16 protein-coding genes are annotated in these 18,375 nt (G+C 59.0%); 9 read left to right on the top strand and 7 right to left on the bottom strand.

The window, feature by feature from the left end; genetic code table 11:
• Window positions 1–9 precede the first annotated feature (9 nt).
• From ACIPLA_RS16740 to ACIPLA_RS16730, 3 genes are all read right to left on the bottom strand, one after another.
• Entirely contained in the window at window positions 10–1,221 is a 1,212-nt protein-coding gene (locus ACIPLA_RS16740; protein WP_218398146.1) for an MFS transporter, read from the bottom strand.
• A complete protein-coding gene (locus tag ACIPLA_RS16735; protein ID WP_401174308.1) occupies window positions 1,211–3,133 on the bottom strand; it encodes an IucA/IucC family protein in 1,923 nt (640 codons plus the stop codon). Before ACIPLA_RS16735 ends, ACIPLA_RS16740 begins: the two co-directional genes overlap by 11 nt.
• A 111-nt stretch (window positions 3,134–3,244) precedes the next feature.
• On the bottom strand, window positions 3,245–4,174 hold the full coding sequence (locus tag ACIPLA_RS16730) for a LysR family transcriptional regulator (RefSeq protein ID WP_218398142.1): 930 nt from the start codon (window positions 4,172–4,174) through the stop codon (window positions 3,245–3,247).
• A 147-nt stretch (window positions 4,175–4,321) separates the two neighbouring features.
• Here ACIPLA_RS16730 and ACIPLA_RS16725 point away from each other — a divergent pair, with 147 nt between their 5' ends.
• The 4 genes from ACIPLA_RS16725 to ACIPLA_RS16710 all read left to right on the top strand — a co-directional run bounded on the left by ACIPLA_RS16725 (window position 4,322) and on the right by ACIPLA_RS16710 (window position 8,060).
• The gene (locus ACIPLA_RS16725; RefSeq protein ID WP_123501098.1) at window positions 4,322–5,605 is read left to right on the top strand and encodes an MFS transporter; all 1,284 of its coding nucleotides are present in this window, start codon (window positions 4,322–4,324) and stop codon (window positions 5,603–5,605) included.
• 78 nt (window positions 5,606–5,683) lie between these two features.
• Window positions 5,684–6,436: a 5-oxoprolinase subunit PxpA gene (locus ACIPLA_RS16720; RefSeq protein ID WP_218398139.1), complete on the top strand. Its 753-nt coding sequence runs from the start codon at window positions 5,684–5,686 to the stop codon at window positions 6,434–6,436.
• Window positions 6,433–7,137 (top strand): 5-oxoprolinase subunit PxpB, encoded by a 705-nt coding sequence (pxpB, locus tag ACIPLA_RS16715; protein WP_401174303.1) that lies wholly within the window; start codon window positions 6,433–6,435, stop codon window positions 7,135–7,137. The genes ACIPLA_RS16720 and pxpB overlap by 4 nt, the downstream gene beginning before the upstream one ends.
• Window positions 7,134–8,060, top strand: a complete 927-nt coding sequence (locus ACIPLA_RS16710; protein WP_401174300.1) for a biotin-dependent carboxyltransferase family protein — start codon at window positions 7,134–7,136, stop codon at window positions 8,058–8,060. The genes pxpB and ACIPLA_RS16710 overlap by 4 nt, the downstream gene beginning before the upstream one ends.
• A gap of 108 nt (window positions 8,061–8,168) precedes the next feature.
• Here ACIPLA_RS16710 and ACIPLA_RS16705 read toward each other — a convergent pair whose 3' ends face one another.
• The 3 genes from ACIPLA_RS16705 to ACIPLA_RS16695 all read right to left on the bottom strand — a co-directional run bounded on the left by ACIPLA_RS16705 (window position 8,169) and on the right by ACIPLA_RS16695 (window position 11,438).
• The gene (locus ACIPLA_RS16705; protein ID WP_038979369.1) at window positions 8,169–9,347 is read right to left on the bottom strand and encodes a VWA domain-containing protein; all 1,179 of its coding nucleotides are present in this window, start codon (window positions 9,345–9,347) and stop codon (window positions 8,169–8,171) included.
• A 25-nt stretch (window positions 9,348–9,372) separates the two neighbouring features.
• On the bottom strand, window positions 9,373–10,218 hold the full coding sequence (locus tag ACIPLA_RS16700) for a MoxR family ATPase (protein WP_218398133.1): 846 nt from the start codon (window positions 10,216–10,218) through the stop codon (window positions 9,373–9,375).
• Window positions 10,219–10,361: 143 nt separating this feature from the next.
• Entirely contained in the window at window positions 10,362–11,438 is a 1,077-nt protein-coding gene (locus ACIPLA_RS16695; RefSeq protein ID WP_401174296.1) for a DUF748 domain-containing protein, read from the bottom strand.
• A 126-nt stretch (window positions 11,439–11,564) separates the two neighbouring features.
• On the opposite strand from ACIPLA_RS16695, the gene cysK reads away from it, so the two are divergent.
• The 4 genes from cysK (at window position 11,565) to ACIPLA_RS16675 (ending at window position 15,196) form a co-directional block, all read left to right on the top strand.
• The gene (cysK, locus tag ACIPLA_RS16690; RefSeq protein WP_123501108.1) at window positions 11,565–12,539 is read left to right on the top strand and encodes a cysteine synthase A; all 975 of its coding nucleotides are present in this window, start codon (window positions 11,565–11,567) and stop codon (window positions 12,537–12,539) included.
• Window positions 12,540–12,860: 321 nt separating this feature from the next.
• Window positions 12,861–13,799 (top strand): aspartyl/asparaginyl beta-hydroxylase domain-containing protein, encoded by a 939-nt coding sequence (locus ACIPLA_RS16685; RefSeq protein ID WP_401174291.1) that lies wholly within the window; start codon window positions 12,861–12,863, stop codon window positions 13,797–13,799.
• Between the two features lie 261 nt (window positions 13,800–14,060).
• Window positions 14,061–14,225 carry a hypothetical protein gene (locus ACIPLA_RS16680; RefSeq protein ID WP_218398126.1) on the top strand — a complete coding sequence of 55 codons (165 nt, stop codon included), beginning with the start codon at window positions 14,061–14,063 and terminating at the stop codon, window positions 14,223–14,225.
• Between the two features lie 107 nt (window positions 14,226–14,332).
• On the top strand, window positions 14,333–15,196 hold the full coding sequence (locus ACIPLA_RS16675; RefSeq protein WP_401174288.1) for a DMT family transporter: 864 nt from the start codon (window positions 14,333–14,335) through the stop codon (window positions 15,194–15,196).
• A 207-nt stretch (window positions 15,197–15,403) separates the two neighbouring features.
• Here the strand turns inward: ACIPLA_RS16675 and ACIPLA_RS16670 are convergent, their stop codons facing one another.
• Window positions 15,404–16,315, bottom strand: a complete 912-nt coding sequence (locus ACIPLA_RS16670) for a DMT family transporter (RefSeq protein WP_401174285.1) — start codon at window positions 16,313–16,315, stop codon at window positions 15,404–15,406.
• Window positions 16,316–16,444: 129 nt separating this feature from the next.
• Between ACIPLA_RS16670 and aceK the strand changes: the two genes are divergently transcribed.
• Complete coding sequence (gene aceK / locus ACIPLA_RS16665) at window positions 16,445–18,166, top strand: bifunctional isocitrate dehydrogenase kinase/phosphatase (RefSeq protein WP_218398121.1); 1,722 nt, start codon at window positions 16,445–16,447, stop codon at window positions 18,164–18,166.
• Window positions 18,167–18,375: the final 209 nt, after the last annotated feature.

Raw genomic sequence — 18,375 nt, 5'->3', positions numbered from 1 at the left:
TGGTCTTTTCTAGTTGTGATAAGTGTGGGGCGATAAGGTCGAGCGGTCGGGCGCAGAGTTGAACGAGCGCACCCAGCGGATCCCGATGGCGGCTATGGCGTAGGTCAGCGCCACCAGCCAAAAACTGTGAGCCAGGCCAACCAGGCCCATGCCGATCCCGCCAAGGACGACACCGAGCAGAGCGCCAGCCTTTGCCGCGCTATTGCCGAGGCCGAGCGCGAAGCCCTGCTGGGTGATGGAAATGGTGTTGGCGATCAGGGCATAGGCGACGGGCAACAGGGCGCCTTGCCAGATGCCCCAGACGAGTCGACTGACGAGAAACCCCAGCCATTCGTTGGCCAATGCCGTGGCTGCCAGCGTCAGCGCACACAGCCAGGCCACGCCTTCGATAACGCGCAAGGTGTAGGCCGGCTGCCAGCGGTCGAACAGGCGTCCCCACAGTGGTGCTGAAATGGCCAGGGTCGCGGCGCTCGCCGCGTAGGTGGCGCCGATCAACCAGCTTGGGGCATGCAGAATGTTCGCGACATACAGCGCGTAAAACGACTGCGGCATCATCTTCGCGGCCTGAATCAACACGATCACCAACAGGATTCCACCGAGCCAGCCTTTGGGCAGGGCGACCGCTTCAACGGCTTTTTTCTTCGAAGTCCTGGCCTTGTCGGCCGGCAGGAAAAAACTCCCCAGTGCGCACAGCAGGCAAATCGCCGTCGCGCCATAACAGAGCAGGGCAAACCCCGAGACGTCCATCAGCCAGCCACCCAGCACTGGGCCGATCAATGAGCCGACGGCGGTGGCCGATTGCAGGCGCGCCAAGGTGTGACCACGGCTGGAACTGTCGCAGCAGGCCAGGGCATAGGCTTGCGCGGCAGCGAGAAAACCGGCCAATGCGCCTTGCATCACGCGAATACCCACCAGCAGCCACGGATCGAGAGTGATGGCCGCCAACCCTTGGCACAGCGCGAGGGCCAGCAACGCCCGGACAATCATCGGTTTGTGTCCGGTGCGATCCCCCAACCGGCCCCACATGGGCGTCAGGAGCATGGCCGCCAGCATCGGACCGGCATAGACCATCGCCGATAACAGCGCTGTGTAGCCGGCGCCCTCCGGTCCGAGCAGATGCTGGATCTGCAAGGGCCAGAACGGGCCGCTCATTTCCATTGCGCCCATGGAGACAAACTGGATGACGATCAGCAGTCGCAAGGCGCGACCGTCAGCGAGCATGGGTGTTGGGTCGCAGCGGGTTACTCAGGCGTCCGACGATGTCGGCATGACTGTCGAGCAAGCGCATGCGCATGAACGATTTGGCGGGCCAATCCTGTTCCAGCAAGGCCCGGCGCTCGCTTTCCCAACGTGCCGGTTCAACGCGCTCGCGCAAGGTCTCGAAGCACTGTGCAACGTGCGATGCCAACCGCTCCCAAAGGCTACTTTCCGGCACATTCCAGTGACGGGCACAAAGCAACGTCAGCTCACCGAGGTGGCACATGAAGGTGGTATGCAGGAGTTTGTCACGGACAAAACCTGAGTCGTCATACAGAGTCATTTTCGGATCGTGCAACTGGATATCCAGGCCCTTGGCGTGCAGGGTTTTGCGATCGATACGAACGTCGCCGAAATCACGCAATAGCAGCCGATTCAACTGCCCGTCAGCGCCCATCACCATGAAACTGTTTTGCTGATGCGCTTCGAACGCCACGCCGTACATCAGGTAAATGCCCAGCAGGCTCGGTACGGCAATCGACAGGTAATCCTCGAAGAACGCCAACATGGCCTCGCTGTCGTCACTGCCCTGAGCCAGCCTTACCCAATCACGCAGCAACGGTTGTTCGAATTCGTTGACGGCGAACAGACTACCGACCGGCACCGCCAACTCGCCTTCTTGCAGGAGGGTAAGCGGGTTGTCGCGATACAGCACGGCAGCATGCCGGGAGCGCTCGTCATCGGCCGGTAGGGGTGCGTAGTGCACGCCGATGCGCTCTGGAACGATGTTCAGCAGACGCTGAATCTGCGGCTCCTGATCGAGAATATCCAATACCAGTTGGCTGATGCGCGGCCCCATCCGGGCGGAGCGCGGCGACACGGTGCGCTGCACGCTGGTCAGTCGCAGAGCCACCGGCAGTTTGACCATCGGCGCCGTGCGACTGGCCTGCGGCAGGACCGTGCGGAAGGACATGGTCGGGTGGCCGGTAAAAGCCACGATGTCAGTGACGATCAGCAGGTTGTCGGCGATCTCGTTGGCGAACGAATGTGGCAGTTCTTCATGGGCTTGCCATGGGTGCGACGGGAGCGGGAGGTAGTCCTTTGCGTCCAGGCCCAGCTGCTGCAAATGGCGTTGCAATTGTTCGGCGGCCTGTGGGAAGTGACCTTGCCACCAGTCCCAGTAATCGGTGGTGCCGGCCAGCGCTTCGACGTGTGCGTACTGGCGGTGCAGGGCGCACAGGACAATCGGAAAGCTCGCTTCGAATTCTGGCGAGAAAGCGATGACCTGAGCGGCGCTCAAGCCCAGTTTGGTCTTGTAGTTCGGGTGCCACGGATGGCCGAGAGTGCCCCACTGTTCGAGCAATGACGTAGGGTTCTGGTGGTTGGAGCCGGCTTTGAGCCACGCGAGCAGATTGTCGTCGTACCCGGTATCGATCTGCTCTCTCAGGCGCTCGGTCCATCCATGATGAAACGCCAGGCAAAGGGTGTCGTTGCTGAAGCTGTCATCCAGCTCCCGGGCCAGACGTTCCAGTACCTGCGGGGAGGCTGGCGGGTTGAGCTGAGTGCTGAGATGAGCGAGCAGTTCGCTGGGCAACTGGATTTTGTGGGGCAGTCTGTCGGGGGTGTGCAGGACGATGCTACCGCGTACGTCCCAGCTGTTCATTCTGCCGCCGGACAAGTGCTCGAAGCAAAGATGCGCGCCATCGCCAAGTGGCAGCCAGCAACGGCTAGAGTCGTCGTATTCGCAGGTGGCGGGGTTGATCAGATCTTCACGAAACAGCGCCTGGATCAGGCGTTGGAAACAGCGTTGAGCGGCGGGCTCCAGCGCATTGCTCAAATGATCGAGAGTAATGCGGTGGGACTGGAAAGCCTGAGTGCCAAGCGCTTCGCTCCAGTGAGCGAGCAATTGTTGCTGTTTTTGCGTGTAGCCGCGCATCAGGTCCGACTCCTTCTGGACAATGGATTAGCTGAAAGCGCGCAGAGAATACCCTCTTGAAAAAATAATGCAAATGATAGTGGTTCATATTTACAGTTTGAGAAATGTCCTTCAGATTCGGGCCTGTGGTTTGCTCAAGACGATGTACTGCTCGCCCACTTTATGCGCATAGCGCTCCACGACTTGCTGACACAACGCCACGATTTCTTCGACCCATTCCACGCCCACCCGCCACGACACCACCACCTGCAGATTCGGCGGTCGTTGATCAATGGCCAGCAAGGTCAATTCCCCTCGTGCCAACTCTTCGGCCACCAGTACCGGCGGTAGCGCACCAATGCCGAAGCCGTCCCTCAGCAATCGGGTAATCGCCGACACTGAATTCACGCAGTTGAGCCGGGGCGCCATGACCCCGTTGGCCTGCATCAGGGCAAGAATCTCTTGGTGTGGCTGGGAATTTTTCGAATAGGTGATGATCCGCTCCCGCGCCAGATCGGCGACACCCGAATACTCGCGGTTGTAGATGGAGTTGCTGGCCACGATCCAGCCTATCGGATGACTGGCCAGCTCCAGGCTGCGCACGCTCTCCTGGCGCAACAGGTCGGTTTGCAGGATCAGATCGAGAAAGCCTTTTTGCAGCTGATCGCAGAGGTTGAGCGCCGTATCGGCCACCAGCTCGATTTCCACCAGCGGGTAATGATCCATCATCTGCGCCACCAACGGGCTGAGCCAGGTGTGGATGACGGTGTCCATGACACCGATCCGGACCCGCCCGACCTTGCTTGAGCGAGTCTCGATCGAATGCTTGAGCGCCTGCATCGTGTCCATCATCTGCTCGGCATATTCGAGCACTTTCAGGCCTTCGGGCGTCAGGCTCACGCCGCGAGAATCGCGCAGGAACAGCTTCACCCCGAGCTCGCCTTCGAGCACGGCGATACGGCTGGAAATCGACGCCTGGGTGGTGAAGAGTTTGTCTGCCGTCAGGCGAAAACTCTTGAGTCGGGCGACCCAGACAAAGGTCTCGAGAAACTTCAGGTTCATGGGATCAACTTTTTCTTATGCCTTGGCCGGGTTTTTATTAGTTGGACGCAGCAGGGCCAAGCGTCCAAAAATCGACGCATCCGGTTCCCACGATAGGCGTCGTCGGGGCTCAGAACAATACCAATAAAATTTGCACGGAGACTTGCCATGAGTGCGCCCGACACCCTCGTTTCAAAAGCCACAGCTCGCCCGGGGCCCTTCGATTGGTACCACAACATCAACAAGCAGGAACGTCGTACGTTCTGGAGTTGCAAGATCGGCTATGGCCTGGACGGCATGGACACCCAGATGCTCAGTTTCGTTGTGCCGACCCTGATTGCCATGTGGGGCATTACCACTGGCGAAGCCGGGCTGATTCACACCAGCACCCTGATCGCCTCGGCCATTGGTGGTTGGGTGGCGGGGATTCTCTCTGACCGCATCGGTCGGGTGCGCACCCTGCAACTGACGGTGCTCTGGTTCGCCTTCTTCACCTTCCTCTGCGGCTTCGCCCAGAACTACGAACAACTGTTGATCAGCCGCACGTTGATGGGCTTCGGATTCGGTGGTGAATGGACCGCCGGCGCGGTGTTGATGGGCGAAGTGATTCGCGCCAAGGACCGTGGCAAAGCCGTCGGCATGGTGCAATCGGGCTGGGCGCTGGGTTGGGGGCTGACGGCGATTTTGTATGCGCTGCTGTTCTCGGTGCTGCCGCCGGAAGACGCCTGGCGCGCTCTGTTCCTCCTTGGCATCGTGCCGGCGATTTTCGTGATTTTCGTCCGTCGTTTGGTCAAGGATCCGGAAATCTATCGCGAAGCCAAAGCTAAACAAGAGCCAAGCAACCCGGCCAAGTTCTACGAGATTTTCGCCCCGGGCATCCTGTTCACCACGATTCGCGCTTCGATCCTGACCACCGGCGCCCTCGGCGGTTACTACGCGATCACTTCCTGGTTGCCGACCTTTCTGAAAAACGAACGGGGCTTGAGCGTACTCGGCACCGGTGGTTATCTGGCGATGGTGATCGTCGGGTCCTACGTCGGGTACGTGATCAGCGCCTATTTGACTGACATTCTCGGTCGTAAAAAGAACTTCATTCTGTTCGCGGTCGGCTCGTTCACCATTGTTCTGCTGTACACCCAATTGCCGGTCAGCAACGGTGTGATGCTCTGGCTGGGTTTCCCTTTGGGCTTCTTCGCTTCGGGGATCTTCAGCGGTATGGGTGCGTTTTTGACCGAACTGTTTCCGACGCGCATACGCGGCTCGGGCCAGGGTTTTTGCTACAACATCGGTAGGGCATTGGCGGCATTGTTTCCGCTGTTGATCGGCTTGCTCAGCCAGAAGGTGCCGCTGAGCGTGGGAATCGGCGCCTTTGCGGCAGTGTCCTACGGGGTAGTGATCCTGGCGGCCCTCAGCCTGCCGGAAACCCGTGGCAAGCAACTCGACGCTCAATAACCGAATATCCGGTAACTGATAATCTGAGGGGCATATGTCCTTCAGTTAAGAAGATAAAAGCCTACAGGAGTGTTCACCGTGAACCGCCTGCTATTGAACTGCGACATCGGCGAGAGTTTCGGTAACTGGACCATGGGTCTGGACGCCGAGGTCATGCCCTTCATCGACTGCGCCAACATCGCCTGTGGTTTCCACGCCGGCGACCCGAGCATCATGCGCAAGACCGTCAGCCTGGCCCTGAGCCACGGGGTGCAGATTGGCGCTCATCCGGCCTATCAGGATCTGGTGGGGTTCGGTCGCCGATCCATGGCTTACACCGCCCAGGAACTGCAGGACCTGTTGCATTACCAGATCGGCGCCCTCGACGGCATCTGCCGGGCTCAGGGCGGGCGGGTGAGTTACGTCAAACCCCACGGCGCGATGTACAACGACATGATGGCCAACCCGGCGCAATTGCGCGCGGTGATTCAGGCCGTGGCGGCCTACGACCGGACGCTGCCATTGATGCTGATGGCGACCCGCGACAACAGTGCCGCGCAGCAACTCGGCGATGAATACGGCGTGACACTGTGGTTCGAAGCCTTCGCCGATCGCGCTTACGACAGCGCCGGCAGACTGGTCTCGCGGCAACTGCCGGAAGCCGTGCATCACGATCCCGAGAAAATTATCGAACAGGCGCTGATCATTGCTCGCGGTGACAACCTCACGGCCAGCGATGGCAGCGCCTTGCACTTGCAGGCCAATACCTTGTGCGTACACGGCGACAACGCCAGTTCGGTGGCCGCCGTGCAGCGCATTCGCCAAGCCTTGAATCAGCAGAGCGCATCATGAAACCACGGGTAGAAGTGGTGGCGCTGGATTGCCTGATGGTGCGTCTGTTCGATGAAATCAGCGAAGCCAATATGCCGTGGATGCTCGCCGCCAGCGAGCGTCTGCGAGAAGCGTTCGCCAGCCATTTGATCGATCTGGTGCCGTCCTATACGACACTGATGGTGCATTACGATTTGATGGCGCTGAACCCGGCTCAGGCGCGGGAATTGATTACTGAAGCCTTGATCGATCTGTCGCCCAACGCTCGGGCCAGGGGTAAATGCCATGTGTTGCCGGTCTGGTACGACCTGAGTGTTGGTCCGGAACTGACGTTACTGTCTCAGCGCAGCGGATTAGCGGTGGAAGAGGTCATCCGTCGTCACAGCGAGCGCGAGTATCAAGTGTTCGCATTGGGCTTCGCACCGGGGTTTGCCTTTATGGGATTGGTGGAGGCAGTGTTGGCTGCACCGCGTATGAATACTCCGCGCAAAAAAGTGGCTGCCGGTAGTGTTGGCATCGCCGAACGCCAGACCGCGGCTTATCCGGTGGTATCCCCCGGCGGCTGGAACCTGATCGGCCGCACCCCGGCCAAATTGTTCGACCGCGAACGCGACGGCTACAGCCTGATGCAACCGGGCGACACCGTGCGGTTCGAAGCGGTCAGCCATGCCGAGTTCATCAACCTGGGCGGTGATGACACGCCGTTGGAGGCCCTGGCATGAGCCGACTGACGATTGAAGCAAGTACACCGCTGTGCCTGTTGCAGGACGCCGGGCGATTTGGCGTGCGGCATCTGGGCGTGACCCAGGGCGGGGCGGCGGATTGGCGGTCGATGTCGTGGGCCAATTGGCTGCTGGGCAATGGGCTGGATGCGTCGGTGATCGAAATCACCCTCGGCGGGTTTACGGTCGTTGCTCAGGAAGATTGCGTGCTGGCATTGGCCGGGGCGGATCTGGGGGCGCAAGTGGATGGCGAGACATTGACGCCATGGCGCAGTTTCAGGCTGAACAAAGGTCAGCAATTGCAATTCACCCAGCCACTGCTTGGCGCTCGGGCTTATTTGGCGGCCCCGGGCGGATTTGATGCGCCAAAGGTGTTGGGCAGTAGCGCAACGGTGGTCCGTGAGGAGCTCGGTGGGCTGGATGGCATGGGTCGGGCGTTGGCCAAAGAGGCGCAGTTGAGCTACTCGGGAAACTCGTTGCTACTGCTGCGGGAGTTGGCGCCCGAACAAGTGCCGGATTTCAAACTCAATGCGCCGCTGGACCTGGTGCTCGGCGCACAGATCGGCGAGTTCAGTGGACAGAGTTTGTTCGACGCATTCAACAGCGTCTGGACCCTCGACAGCCGCGCCGACCGCATGGGCATTCGCCTATTGGGAACGGCGTTGCAGTATCAGGGCAAGCCGATGATCTCGGAGGGCATCCCGCTGGGCGCGGTCCAGGTGCCGCCGGACGGGCAGCCGATTGTGCTGCTCAATGATCGGCAGACCATTGGCGGTTATCCGCGCCTGGGGGCGTTGACGCCATTGGCCTTGGCGCGATTGGCGCAGTGTTTGCCGGGGGCGAAGGTGCGGTTGAGGCCGGTGGTGCAAGACGTCGCTCATCGCGAACACGTCGAGTATTTGCGGCGGTTTTTGTACCGCTAAAAGCTTCGCGGGCAAGCCTCGCTCCTACAGGGTCAATGCGTGATGCACGAACACCGAAACCTGTAGGAGCGAGGCTTGCCCGCGAAGGCGTCCGTCCAGACAACACAATTATTTGGAAAGAAACCGCATCCCTTCCTCCAACCCCCGCAACGTCAGCGGGAACATCTGGTCATCAATCAAGTCCCGCACGATGTTGGTCGATGAGGTATAGCCCCAGGTGTCTTTCGGATATGGGTTGATCCAGATGAGCTTCTTGTACTTTTCCTTGAAACGCTGCATCCACACGTACCCGGCTTCTTCATTCCAGTGCTCGACGCTGCCGCCGGCCTGGGTGATTTCATAGGGCGCCATGGCGGCATCGCCGATGAAGATCACTTTGTAGTCGGCGCCGTACTTGTGCAGCAAGTCCTGGGTGGCGGTGCGCTCAGAGGTGCGACGCATGTTGTTCTTCCACACCGATTCATAAATGAAGTTGTGGAAGTAGAAGTACTCCAGATGCTTGAACTCGGTCTTGCAGGCCGAGAACAGTTCTTCGCAGATCTTCACGTGGGCGTCCATCGAGCCGCCGATGTCGAACAACAACAGCAACTTGACGGTGTTACGGCGTTCCGGACGCATCTGGATGTTCAGCAGCCCGGCATCGCGAGCGGTGTGGTCGATGGTGCCGTCGATGTCCAGTTCTTCCGCCGCACCCTGACGGGCGAATTTACGCAGGCGCCGCAGGGCGACCTTGATGTTGCGCGTGCCCAGTTCGACCGAATCGTCGAGGTTCTTGTACTCGCGCTGATCCCAGACTTTGACCGCTTTGCCTTGGCGCTTGCCGGCATCGCCGACCCGAATGCCTTCCGGGTTGAAGCCACCGGAGCCAAATGGGCTGGTGCCGCCGGTGCCGATCCACTTGTTGCCGCCGGCATGGCGTTCTTTCTGTTCTTCCAGGCGTTTCTTGAACTCTTCGATCAGCTTGTCCAGGCCACCCAGGGACTGGATCGCGGCCCGCTCTTCATCGGTCAGGGAACGCTCGAATTCCTTGCGCAGCCAGTCTTCGGGGATCAACGCCTGGAGGTGATCGTCGAGCTTTTCCAGGCCGTTGAAGTAGGCACCGAAGGCCCGGTCGAACTTGTCGAAATGCTTTTCGTCCTTCACCAGAATCGCCCGCGACAAGTAATAGAACTCGTCCATGTCGGCGAAGGTCACGCGCTGTTTCAGCGCGTTGATCAGGTCCAGCAGCTCACGTACCGAGACCGGCACCTTGGCTGCACGCATTTCATTGAACAGGTTGAGCAGCATGGCGATCGCCTCTCTCTATCGGGGCTTAGCGAGAGCCGCGACGGCTCATGAACGCCAGACGCTCAAGCAATTGCACGTCTTGTTCGTTCTTCACCAAGGCGCCGGCCAGTGGCGGAATGGCCTTGGTCGGATCGCGCTCGCGCAGTACCGCTTCACCGATGTTGTCGGCCATCAGTAATTTCAGCCAGTCCACCAATTCCGAGGTCGATGGCTTCTTCTTCAGGCCCGGCACCTTGCGCACGTCGAAGAACACGTCCAGCGCTTCGCTGACCAGGTCTTTCTTGATGTTCGGGTAATGCACGTCGACGATCCGCTGCATCGTGATGCGATCCGGGAAGGCGATGTAGTGGAAGAAGCAGCGGCGCAGGAAGGCGTCCGGCAGCTCTTTCTCGTTGTTGGAGGTAATGATGATGATCGGGCGCTTCTTGGCCTTGATGGTCTCGTCGATCTCGTAAACGTAGAACTCCATCTTGTCGAGTTCTTGCAGCAGGTCGTTGGGGAACTCGATGTCGGCCTTGTCGATTTCATCGATCAGCAAGATCACCCGCTCTTCGGACTCGAAAGCCTCCCAGAGCTTGCCCTTTTTCAGGTAGTTGCGAACGTCGTGAACCTTCTCTGTGCCCAGCTGCGAGTCCCGCAGGCGGCTGACCGCGTCGTACTCGTACAGGCCTTGATGCGCCTTGGTGGTGGATTTGATGTGCCAGGTGATCAACTTGGCGCCGAAGGACTCGGCCAGTTGCTCGGCGAGCATGGTCTTGCCGGTGCCTGGCTCGCCCTTGACCAGCAGTGGCCGTTCCAGGGTGATGGCGGCGTTGACCGCCAGCTTCAGGTCATCGGTGGCGACGTAGGCCTGGGTGCCTTCGAACTTCATCTGCTAATCCTCGAACGGTAACGCCGACCTGAACGAGGCAGGGCGGGGCGCAATAATTGTAGTACCCGACTATAACGCGCTGCCCGGTCGACTGTGAACGCAGACGGCTTATTCAGTCTCTGAATGGGGCGTCACATCTTGACTCATTCCGCATCCGGCTTGGGCCGCTCGTACTGGGCATTGAACGCCTCGATGAAACCATTACGTAAAATCTGCAAAAACGCCTCGAATGCGCTGATATCTCGCTGATGCACGCTGCCTCTGAGCTGGACGCGAGTGGCGAACTGGTTTTTCGGCTGGTTCTTCAGCACGTTCTCGGTGCCACCGACGAGTGCTTCCCAGATGGAACGGAATATCCCTTTGTTCTTGTTCTCCACATCCTGTTGCCAATTGAACACATCGACGTCGCGCAATAGCGGCTTGATGTAGCCGGTGAGTTGGCCCTTGTTGGCTTCGGCTTCGATGACCACGTCGCCATGGCCGGCATTGAAGTCGAACTTGCCGTAGGCCGAGGCAAAGTCGTTCATGCGTTTGAGTTCAAGGTTCCTGGCGCGCAGGCGAAATTCGAAGTCCTGGAAGTCGCTCAGCGGATCGAAGGTCGCCGTGGTTTCCAGCGGTGCATGCCCCAGCAACAGCGCCTTGCCCTCGAATCGGGCATCGCGTTTGCCTTTGGTGTCGACCACGTTGGTCAGGTTGTAAATGCTGGCATTGACCTGAGTGGCATTCATGTTCACGGGCGGTTTTGAATTGAAGTTTCGGAAGGTGACCCGCCCGTCGTTGATCCGCACTTCGTTCAGGGTAATCGGCAGCAATTTTTCCAATTGTGCCCGCCAGTCAGTGCCCTCACCGGTCTGGGAGTTTTTCTTGTTGGCACCGCCATCGACGAAGTTCACCTCGGGTTTGTCGAACTGCGCCTCGGCCACCACCGCGTGGTCATACCAGAGCGAGTGCCAGCTGACGGAGAGGTCAATCAATGGCGCGTTGACGAAAGGCACGGGAACCTTGCCATTGACCTTGACGATTTTCAGTCCATTGATTTTGTAGGCGCCGCGCCACAGAGCCAGGTCTACGTCGGTAATCTGCCCGCGGTAGTCACCCATGTTCGCCAATCTTTCGTTGAGGTAATCGCGCACCACGTAGGGCAGGGCAATGTGCAGGGCAACCAGCAGCAGAACGAGGCCAGCGAGGGTCCACAGGGGCCAACTGTATCGACGCTTCATGGCGGCAAATCTCTGGCGGTATAAAGCGATTGACTGCGGGGGTAAGCGGACGTTCGACTGACTGGACGACCACGGGTAACAGGCATACCTTGGACAGCTAATTCAACGCTGTATAAGGACCCAGCCATGAGCCGTATTTATGCTGACAACGCCCATTCCATTGGCAATACGCCGCTGGTTCAGATCAACCGTATCGCCCCGCGCGGTGTCACCATCCTGGCCAAGATCGAAGGGCGTAACCCCGGCTATTCGGTCAAGTGCCGGATCGGCGCGAACATGATCTGGGAGGGCGAAAGCAGCGGTAAACTCAAGCCCGGCATGACCATCATCGAACCGACTTCGGGCAATACCGGCATCGGCCTGGCGTTCGTTGCCGCTGCCCGCGGTTACCGACTGGTATTGACCATGCCCGCGTCCATGAGCATCGAGCGGCGCAAGGTGCTCAAAGCCCTTGGCGCCGAACTGGTGTTGACGGAACCGGCCAAAGGCATGAAAGGCGCGATCGAGAAAGCTGCCGAAATCCTCGCCAGTGATCCATCGACCTACTTCATGCCGGCGCAGTTCGAAAACCCGGCCAACCCGGCCATCCACGAAAAGACCACCGGGCCGGAAATCTGGAACGACACCGACGGTGCGGTCGACGTACTGGTGGCGGGTGTCGGGACAGGTGGAACCATTACCGGGGTTTCGCGGTATATCAAGAATACCCGGGGCAAACCGATTATCTCGGTGGCGGTGGAGCCGGTGGTGTCTCCAGTGATCACCCAGGCGATGGCTGGAGAGGAGATCAAACCGAGCCCCCACAAAATCCAGGGCATCGGCGCTGGTTTTGTGCCGAAGAACCTGGACCTGTCGATGGTCGACCGGGTCGAACTGGTCAGCGACGAAGAGTCCAAGGCGATGGCCCTGCGCCTGATGCAGGAAGAAGGAATTTTGAGCGGTATCTCGTGCGGCGCCGCCATGGCGGTGGCTGTGCGGCTGGCCGAAACCCCGGAAATGCAGGGCAAGACCATCGTGGTGATTCTGCCCGACTCTGGCGAGCGCTACCTGTCGAGCATGCTGTTCAGCGATCTGTTTACCGAACAGGAAAATCAGCAGTAACATTTTGCGAGCTTCGCAGCCAAACGGGGCAAGCCGCAGAACCTGTAGGAGCGAGGCTTGCCCGCGAAGAATGCACCGCGGTTTTTCAGGTATTACGCGTCATCGTTCTTCGCGGGCAAGCCTCGCTCCTACAGGTTCTGCGGTTGATTCAGGTCAGCCCCCGTTCAGGAACCTTGTGTTAATAAGTGTTTGTTGCGTAATCCTTAACACTGAATGTTGAATGATGCGGGTATTTCCCGAGGCCGGTAATGTTTATCATGGCTGATTGCCACGTCTGGTAAATGGCGTTGTGCAAAGTTACCTACTATCAAGGAGTTGTAGATGAACTTTTCCTTTGTCGCGAAGGCGTCGGTGTTGTTGCTGTTTCTCGGTAGCACGCTCTATGTGCACTTGCGTGGCAAGGCGCGTTTGCCGGTTCTGCGTCAGTTCGTCAATCACTCGGCCCTGTTCGCACCTTATAACGCCCTGATGTACCTGTTCTCCAGCGTGCCATCCAAACCCTACCTGGACCGCAGCAAGTTCCCCGAACTGGATGTGCTCAGGGACAATTGGGAAGTTATTCGCGACGAAGCGATGCATTTGTTTGACGAGGGCTACATTCGCGCCGCAGAAAGGAACAACGACGCCGGGTTCGGTTCATTCTTCAAGAAAGGCTGGAAGCGCTTTTACCTCAAGTGGTACGACAAACCACTGCCATCAGCCGAAGCCCTATGCCCGAAAACCGTGGCACTGCTCAGCACAATTCCCAACGTCAAAGGCGCCATGTTCGCGTTGCTGCCAGGCGGCAGTCACCTCAACCCGCATCGCGACCCATTCGCCGGCTCCCTGCGTTATCACTTGGGGCTGTCGACGCCGAACTCCGACGATTGCCGGATCTTTGTTGACGGTCAGGTCTACGCCTGGCGTGATGGCGAAGACGTGATGTTCGACGAAACCTACGTGCATTGGGTCAAGAATGAAACCGAGCAAACTCGAGTCATTCTGTTCTGCGACATCGAACGGCCGCTGAGCAATCGTCTGATGACCCGCATCAACCGCTCGATCAGCGGCTGGCTGGGGCGCGCCACTGCACCCCAGAACCTTGATGATGAACGCGTTGGCGGGATCAACCAGGCCTATGCCTGGAGCAAGAACTTCAGCGACAAATTCAGCGGTATGGTCAAACAGTGGAAACGTCGTAACCCCAAGGCCTACCGCGTACTGCGGCCGGTGCTGGCGGTGGTGGTGTTGACGTTGTTGGGGTATTGGTTGTTTGGTTGAGACCGGCCACGGGATGAAAAGCAGCTCCTTGGGAGTAAATGCCAGTCAGTTCAGCGCAATCCATGTGGGAGCGGGCTTGCTCGCGAAGACGGCGGCACAGTAAACATTGATGTCGCCTGACACACCGCCTTCGCGAGCAAGCCCGCTCCCACAGGGATCGTGCCAGACTCTTAGTCATTGCAATCCATGTCACACGCTGGTTATAGTCGGCCCTCGGTGGTTTCCCGAACCACCTTTTCACCCATCAAAAAAGATCAGCCCATGCCAGCTTCCCCCATCAACGCGGTAGTCGATTCAGCGGTCAACGCTGGCGTCGTGCCGTGCGGGAATCAGCAGCCTGCGCAGATCAGTCATTACCCCCCACCTGTCAGTAGCACGCCGGTGTGCGCAGTCGTATCACCGCCAGGCGTTGGCTTCTCGGGCTGATCAGCTTTTTTCTGCTGTTCCTGTGCCCATCTGAAAAAGCGCCTGAAAAAACTACTGAATTTCAGCTTCGGCTGAGTTGGCTTTTTGCCTGACTACAGGTGGTATTCATGTTTGTCCTTTCGAAAAAATCCGCGCTCGCGGCGGCGTCCACGAGCCTGTTCGTTTTGCTGTGGAGCAGCGGCGCGATCTTCTCCAAATGGGGGTTGGCGCACGCATCACCCTTCGCCTTTTTGCTGATTCGTTTCGCCATTGCCTTGTGCGGGCTGGTGCTGTTGATGCCGTTGCTCAAGCTGAAACTACCCAAGGGCGGCAAGCCGATGTTGTATGCGATGGCCACGGGCGTGGTATTGCTGGGGGCTTATCAGATTTTCTATCTGCTGGCCCTGGACCTGAAGGTCACCCCCGGCATGATGGCAACCATCATGGGCGTGCAACCGATTCTCACCGTAGTGATCATGGAACGGCACCGGTCAATAAGCCGGATCTTCGGTCTGGCGCTGGGCCTGGCCGGGTTGATCATGGTGGTTTACCAAGGCATCGGTCTGGCCGGCATGTCATTGGCTGGCATGCTCTTCGGTCTGTTGGCGCTGGCGAGCATGACGTTCGGCTCGATCATGCAGAAACGCATTACCGATAATCCTCTCGGCACACTGCCGGTGCAGTATCTGGCGGGGTTGTTGCTCTGCGGGATATTCGTGCCGTTCCAGCCGTTTCATTTCGAACACGGCACCGGGTTCATCGTGCCGGTGTTGTGGATGGGGTTGGTGGTATCAGTGCTGGCGACGCTGCTGCTGTATCGGCTGATTGCACGAGGCAATCTGGTGAATGTCACCAGTCTGTTTTACCTGGTGCCGGCGGTGACGGCGGTAATGGATTACCTGTTTTTCGGCAACCGACTGGCGGCGTTGAGCCTGCTGGGAATGGGGCTGATCATCGTCGGCCTGGTGTTTGTGTTCCGTAAGAGCGCTTGAAACCGAAAGGCCGCTCCAGGCACAGCTCCTGCACTGGATCTTCGTCGTAACACCGATTCGATGTAGGAGCTGGCGTAGCCTGCGATCTTTTCGGGGCCGCCGCAGAGCAAGATCAAAGATCGCAGCCTTCGGCAGCTCCTACAGGGGAAATGCATTTCCAGTGTAGGAGCGAGGCTTGCCCGCGAAGGCGTCATCAGCAACACCACATCACGACCGGGCAACCACCTCACGCGCCTTCACCACCGCCGGCTTCAACACCAGCCACAACGCCAGCGCAATCAACACCCCGCCATAAAGGTGCGCCATCGACAGCGGCTCATCCAGCAACAGCGCCCCCCACAACACGCCGAACGGCGGGATCATGAAGGTCACGGTCATCGATTTCACCGGGCCAACCGACGTCAGCAAACGGAAGTAAATAATGTAGGCAAAGGCTGTGCAGACCAAACCCAACCCCAGCAACGACAGCCAGACACTCCAGCCGCCCCAGCTCGCCGGTGGCTGGCTGATCACGCTGTAGCCAAACAGCGGCAGCAACAACAACGTCGCGCCGAGCATGCTGCCCAGCGCCGAAAGACGACTGTCGAGGCCACCGGCATGGTCGAGCCAGCGCCGGGCGAGAAACCCGGCAAAGCCATAGCAGGTGGTGGCCATCAGGCACGCCAGTGCGCCCATCAGCAGTTCCATGTTGAACGCTACCGGCCCGGCGCGGGTGAGGATGCCCACGCCGAACAGGCCGAGAAAGACGCCGCCCAACTTGGCGGCGGTGAGTTTTTCATGGAAGAACAATCCGCCGATCAGCACACCCATCAGCGGCGTGGTGGCGTTGAAAATCGCCGAGTAACCGGCCGGCAGCACCTGGGCGGCCACGGAATAGAGGGTCGCTGGAATCCCGGAGTTGATCATCCCCAGCAGCATCACCGTCTTGAATTTGCCTTTGAAATCCCAGCTGATGCGCATCAGCCCAAGGATCACCAGCAGCCCGACGGCGGCAATCGACACGCGAAAAAAAGCAGTGGGGATTGTGCCAATCACTGGGGCAATAACGCGCATGAACAGAAAACTCGCTCCCCAAATGGCGGCAAGCGACAACATACGCAGGATATCGACGGGGTTCACAGCGCTTTCCTTCCTTGATTGGCGCGCAAGTGTCGCGCCAGTCAGGGCGCAAGGCAATGGTTGCGTTGCGTCACACAGGGCCACTAAGCTCAGGCTCCAACGACAAGAACAGCCGCCGAGGTTTTACCTATGCCGCAGCAATGGCCAGCCGCCGACATCGCCCGAATGATCCTCGATGGCTTTGACGATTACCGCGAGCATTTCCGTCAGATCACCGACGGCGCCCGAGCCCGTTTCGAGCAGGCCCAATGGCAAGAGACGCAAGTCGCGTCGGCGGCGCGGATCAACCTCTATGAAGAAAAGGTCGGCGAAACGGTAGGGCGCTTGCATGCGTCGTTCGCGACCGATGTGCTGATGGACGTCAGCAACTGGCCGCTGGTCAAAAGCGCTTATATTAGCCTGATCGACCTGCGCTTCGACGATGAACTGTCCGAGACCTGGTACAACTCGATTTTCTGCGGCCTGTTCAGCCATGACCTGATCAGCGACGGCTGCATGTTCATTCACACCACGCGGCCGAGCCTGCGCCGCGCCCGGGCCGCGCAAACCCGCATCTACAAGCCGCAGGGGCAGTTGTCCGGCATGCTCACGAGCATCTTTGCCGACTACCGCTTCAGCGAAGATTACGCCGATCTGGCCGGCGACCTGCGTCGCCTCGAAGCGCAATTGCGCGAGAACCTGCCGGACTGGGTCTGCAAGGACCCGCAGCTGAGCGTCGAACTGTTTTCCTCGGTGCTTTACCGCAACAAGGGCGCCTATCTGGTGGGGCGCATTTACACCCCCGACGAGCAATGGCCACTGGTGATTCCGCTGCTGCACCGCGAAGGCCGGGGCATCCAGATCGATGCGCTGATCACCGACGAGGCGGAGGTGTCGATCATCTTCTCCTTCACCCGTTCGTACTTCATGGTCGATGTGCCAGTGCCGGCGGAATTCATCGGCTTTCTCAAACGCATCCTGCCGGGCAAGCACATCGCCGAGCTGTACACCTCGATCGGCTTCTACAAGCATGGCAAGTCCGAGTTTTATCGCGCGCTGATCAATCACCTGGCCAACACTGACGACCAGTTCATCATGGCCCCCGGCGTGCGCGGCATGGTCATGAGCGTGTTTACCCTGCCGGGCTTCAACACCGTCTTCAAAATCATCAAGGACCGCTTTTCACCGTCGAAAAACGTCGACCGCGCCACGGTGATCGAAAAGTATCGCCTGGTGAAAAGCGTCGACCGGGTTGGGCGGATGGCCGACACCCAGGAGTTCGCCGACTTCCGTTTCCCCTTGAGCAAGTTCGAACCGGCATGCCTGGAAGAATTGCTTGAAGTGGCCGCGTCCACGGTCTCGGTGGAGGACGATACGGTGCTGATTCGTCACTGCTGGACCGAACGCCGGATGACGCCATTGAACCTTTATCTGGAACACGCCAACGAGGCGCAGGTTCGCGAGGCGCTGGAGGATTACGGTCTGGCGATCAAGCAACTGGCGGCGGCGAACATTTTCCCCGGCGACATGTTGCTGAAGAATTTTGGCGTCACCCGTCACGGTCGTGTGGTGTTTTATGACTACGACGAGATCTGTTTCCTCACCGAAGCCAACTTCCGCCACATCCCGCAACCGCGTACACCGGAAGACGAAATGGCCTCCGAACCGTGGTACTCGATCGGGCCGCTGGATGTATTCCCCGAGGAATTTCCACCGTTCCTGTTTGCCGATTCGGGGCAACGAAAGTTGTTCGATCAGTTGCATGGCGAGTTGTACAACGCCGATTACTGGAAGAGTTTGCAGGAGGCGATTCGGGCGGGGAAGGTGATTGATGTGTTCCCTTATCGGCGCAAGGGCCTCGATAACGAATAGCCCACCTGAGTGAACACTGTGGCGAGGGAGCTTGCTCCCGTTGGGTCGCGAAGCGACCCCAAAACCATTCATCTCGAAGCTTCAGGCAAGCCGCGATGACAGGATTACGACTGCTTCGCAGCCGAGCGGGAGCAAGCTCCCTCGCCACAAAAGCGCGTCACTCCGTCCCCTAAATCTGCGACAATCCGCCCCCTGCGCCACTAGACGAC

The sequence above is a fragment of the Pseudomonas sp. NPDC086112 genome (assembly GCF_044746425.1).
Lineage (GTDB): Bacteria > Pseudomonadota > Gammaproteobacteria > Pseudomonadales > Pseudomonadaceae > Aquipseudomonas.
The sequence above is the reverse complement of the archived record's forward strand: the minus strand, read 5'-3'. Positions and strand labels throughout refer to the sequence as shown.

Bases quoted from the DNA above. Each gene is read 5' to 3' on its own strand.
- ACIPLA_RS16740 (WP_218398146.1), bottom strand. From the start codon at position 1,221: ATGCTCGCTGACGGTCGCGCCTTGCGACTGCTGATCGTCATCCAGTTT.
- ACIPLA_RS16735 (WP_401174308.1), bottom strand. From the start codon at position 3,133: ATGCGCGGCTACACGCAAAAACAGCAACAATTGCTCGCTCACTGGAGC.
- ACIPLA_RS16730 (WP_218398142.1), bottom strand. From the start codon at position 4,174: ATGAACCTGAAGTTTCTCGAGACCTTTGTCTGGGTCGCCCGACTCAAG.
- ACIPLA_RS16725 (WP_123501098.1), top strand. From the start codon at position 4,322: ATGAGTGCGCCCGACACCCTCGTTTCAAAAGCCACAGCTCGCCCGGGG.
- pxpB (WP_401174303.1), top strand. From the start codon at position 6,433: ATGAAACCACGGGTAGAAGTGGTGGCGCTGGATTGCCTGATGGTGCGT.
- ACIPLA_RS16710 (WP_401174300.1), top strand. From the start codon at position 7,134: ATGAGCCGACTGACGATTGAAGCAAGTACACCGCTGTGCCTGTTGCAG.
- ACIPLA_RS16705 (WP_038979369.1), bottom strand. From the start codon at position 9,347: ATGCTGCTCAACCTGTTCAATGAAATGCGTGCAGCCAAGGTGCCGGTC.
- ACIPLA_RS16700 (WP_218398133.1), bottom strand. From the start codon at position 10,218: ATGAAGTTCGAAGGCACCCAGGCCTACGTCGCCACCGATGACCTGAAG.
- ACIPLA_RS16695 (WP_401174296.1), bottom strand. From the start codon at position 11,438: ATGAAGCGTCGATACAGTTGGCCCCTGTGGACCCTCGCTGGCCTCGTT.
- cysK (WP_123501108.1), top strand. From the start codon at position 11,565: ATGAGCCGTATTTATGCTGACAACGCCCATTCCATTGGCAATACGCCG.
- ACIPLA_RS16685 (WP_401174291.1), top strand. From the start codon at position 12,861: ATGAACTTTTCCTTTGTCGCGAAGGCGTCGGTGTTGTTGCTGTTTCTC.
- ACIPLA_RS16680 (WP_218398126.1), top strand. From the start codon at position 14,061: ATGCCAGCTTCCCCCATCAACGCGGTAGTCGATTCAGCGGTCAACGCT.
- ACIPLA_RS16675 (WP_401174288.1), top strand. From the start codon at position 14,333: ATGTTTGTCCTTTCGAAAAAATCCGCGCTCGCGGCGGCGTCCACGAGC.
- aceK (WP_218398121.1), top strand. From the start codon at position 16,445: ATGCCGCAGCAATGGCCAGCCGCCGACATCGCCCGAATGATCCTCGAT.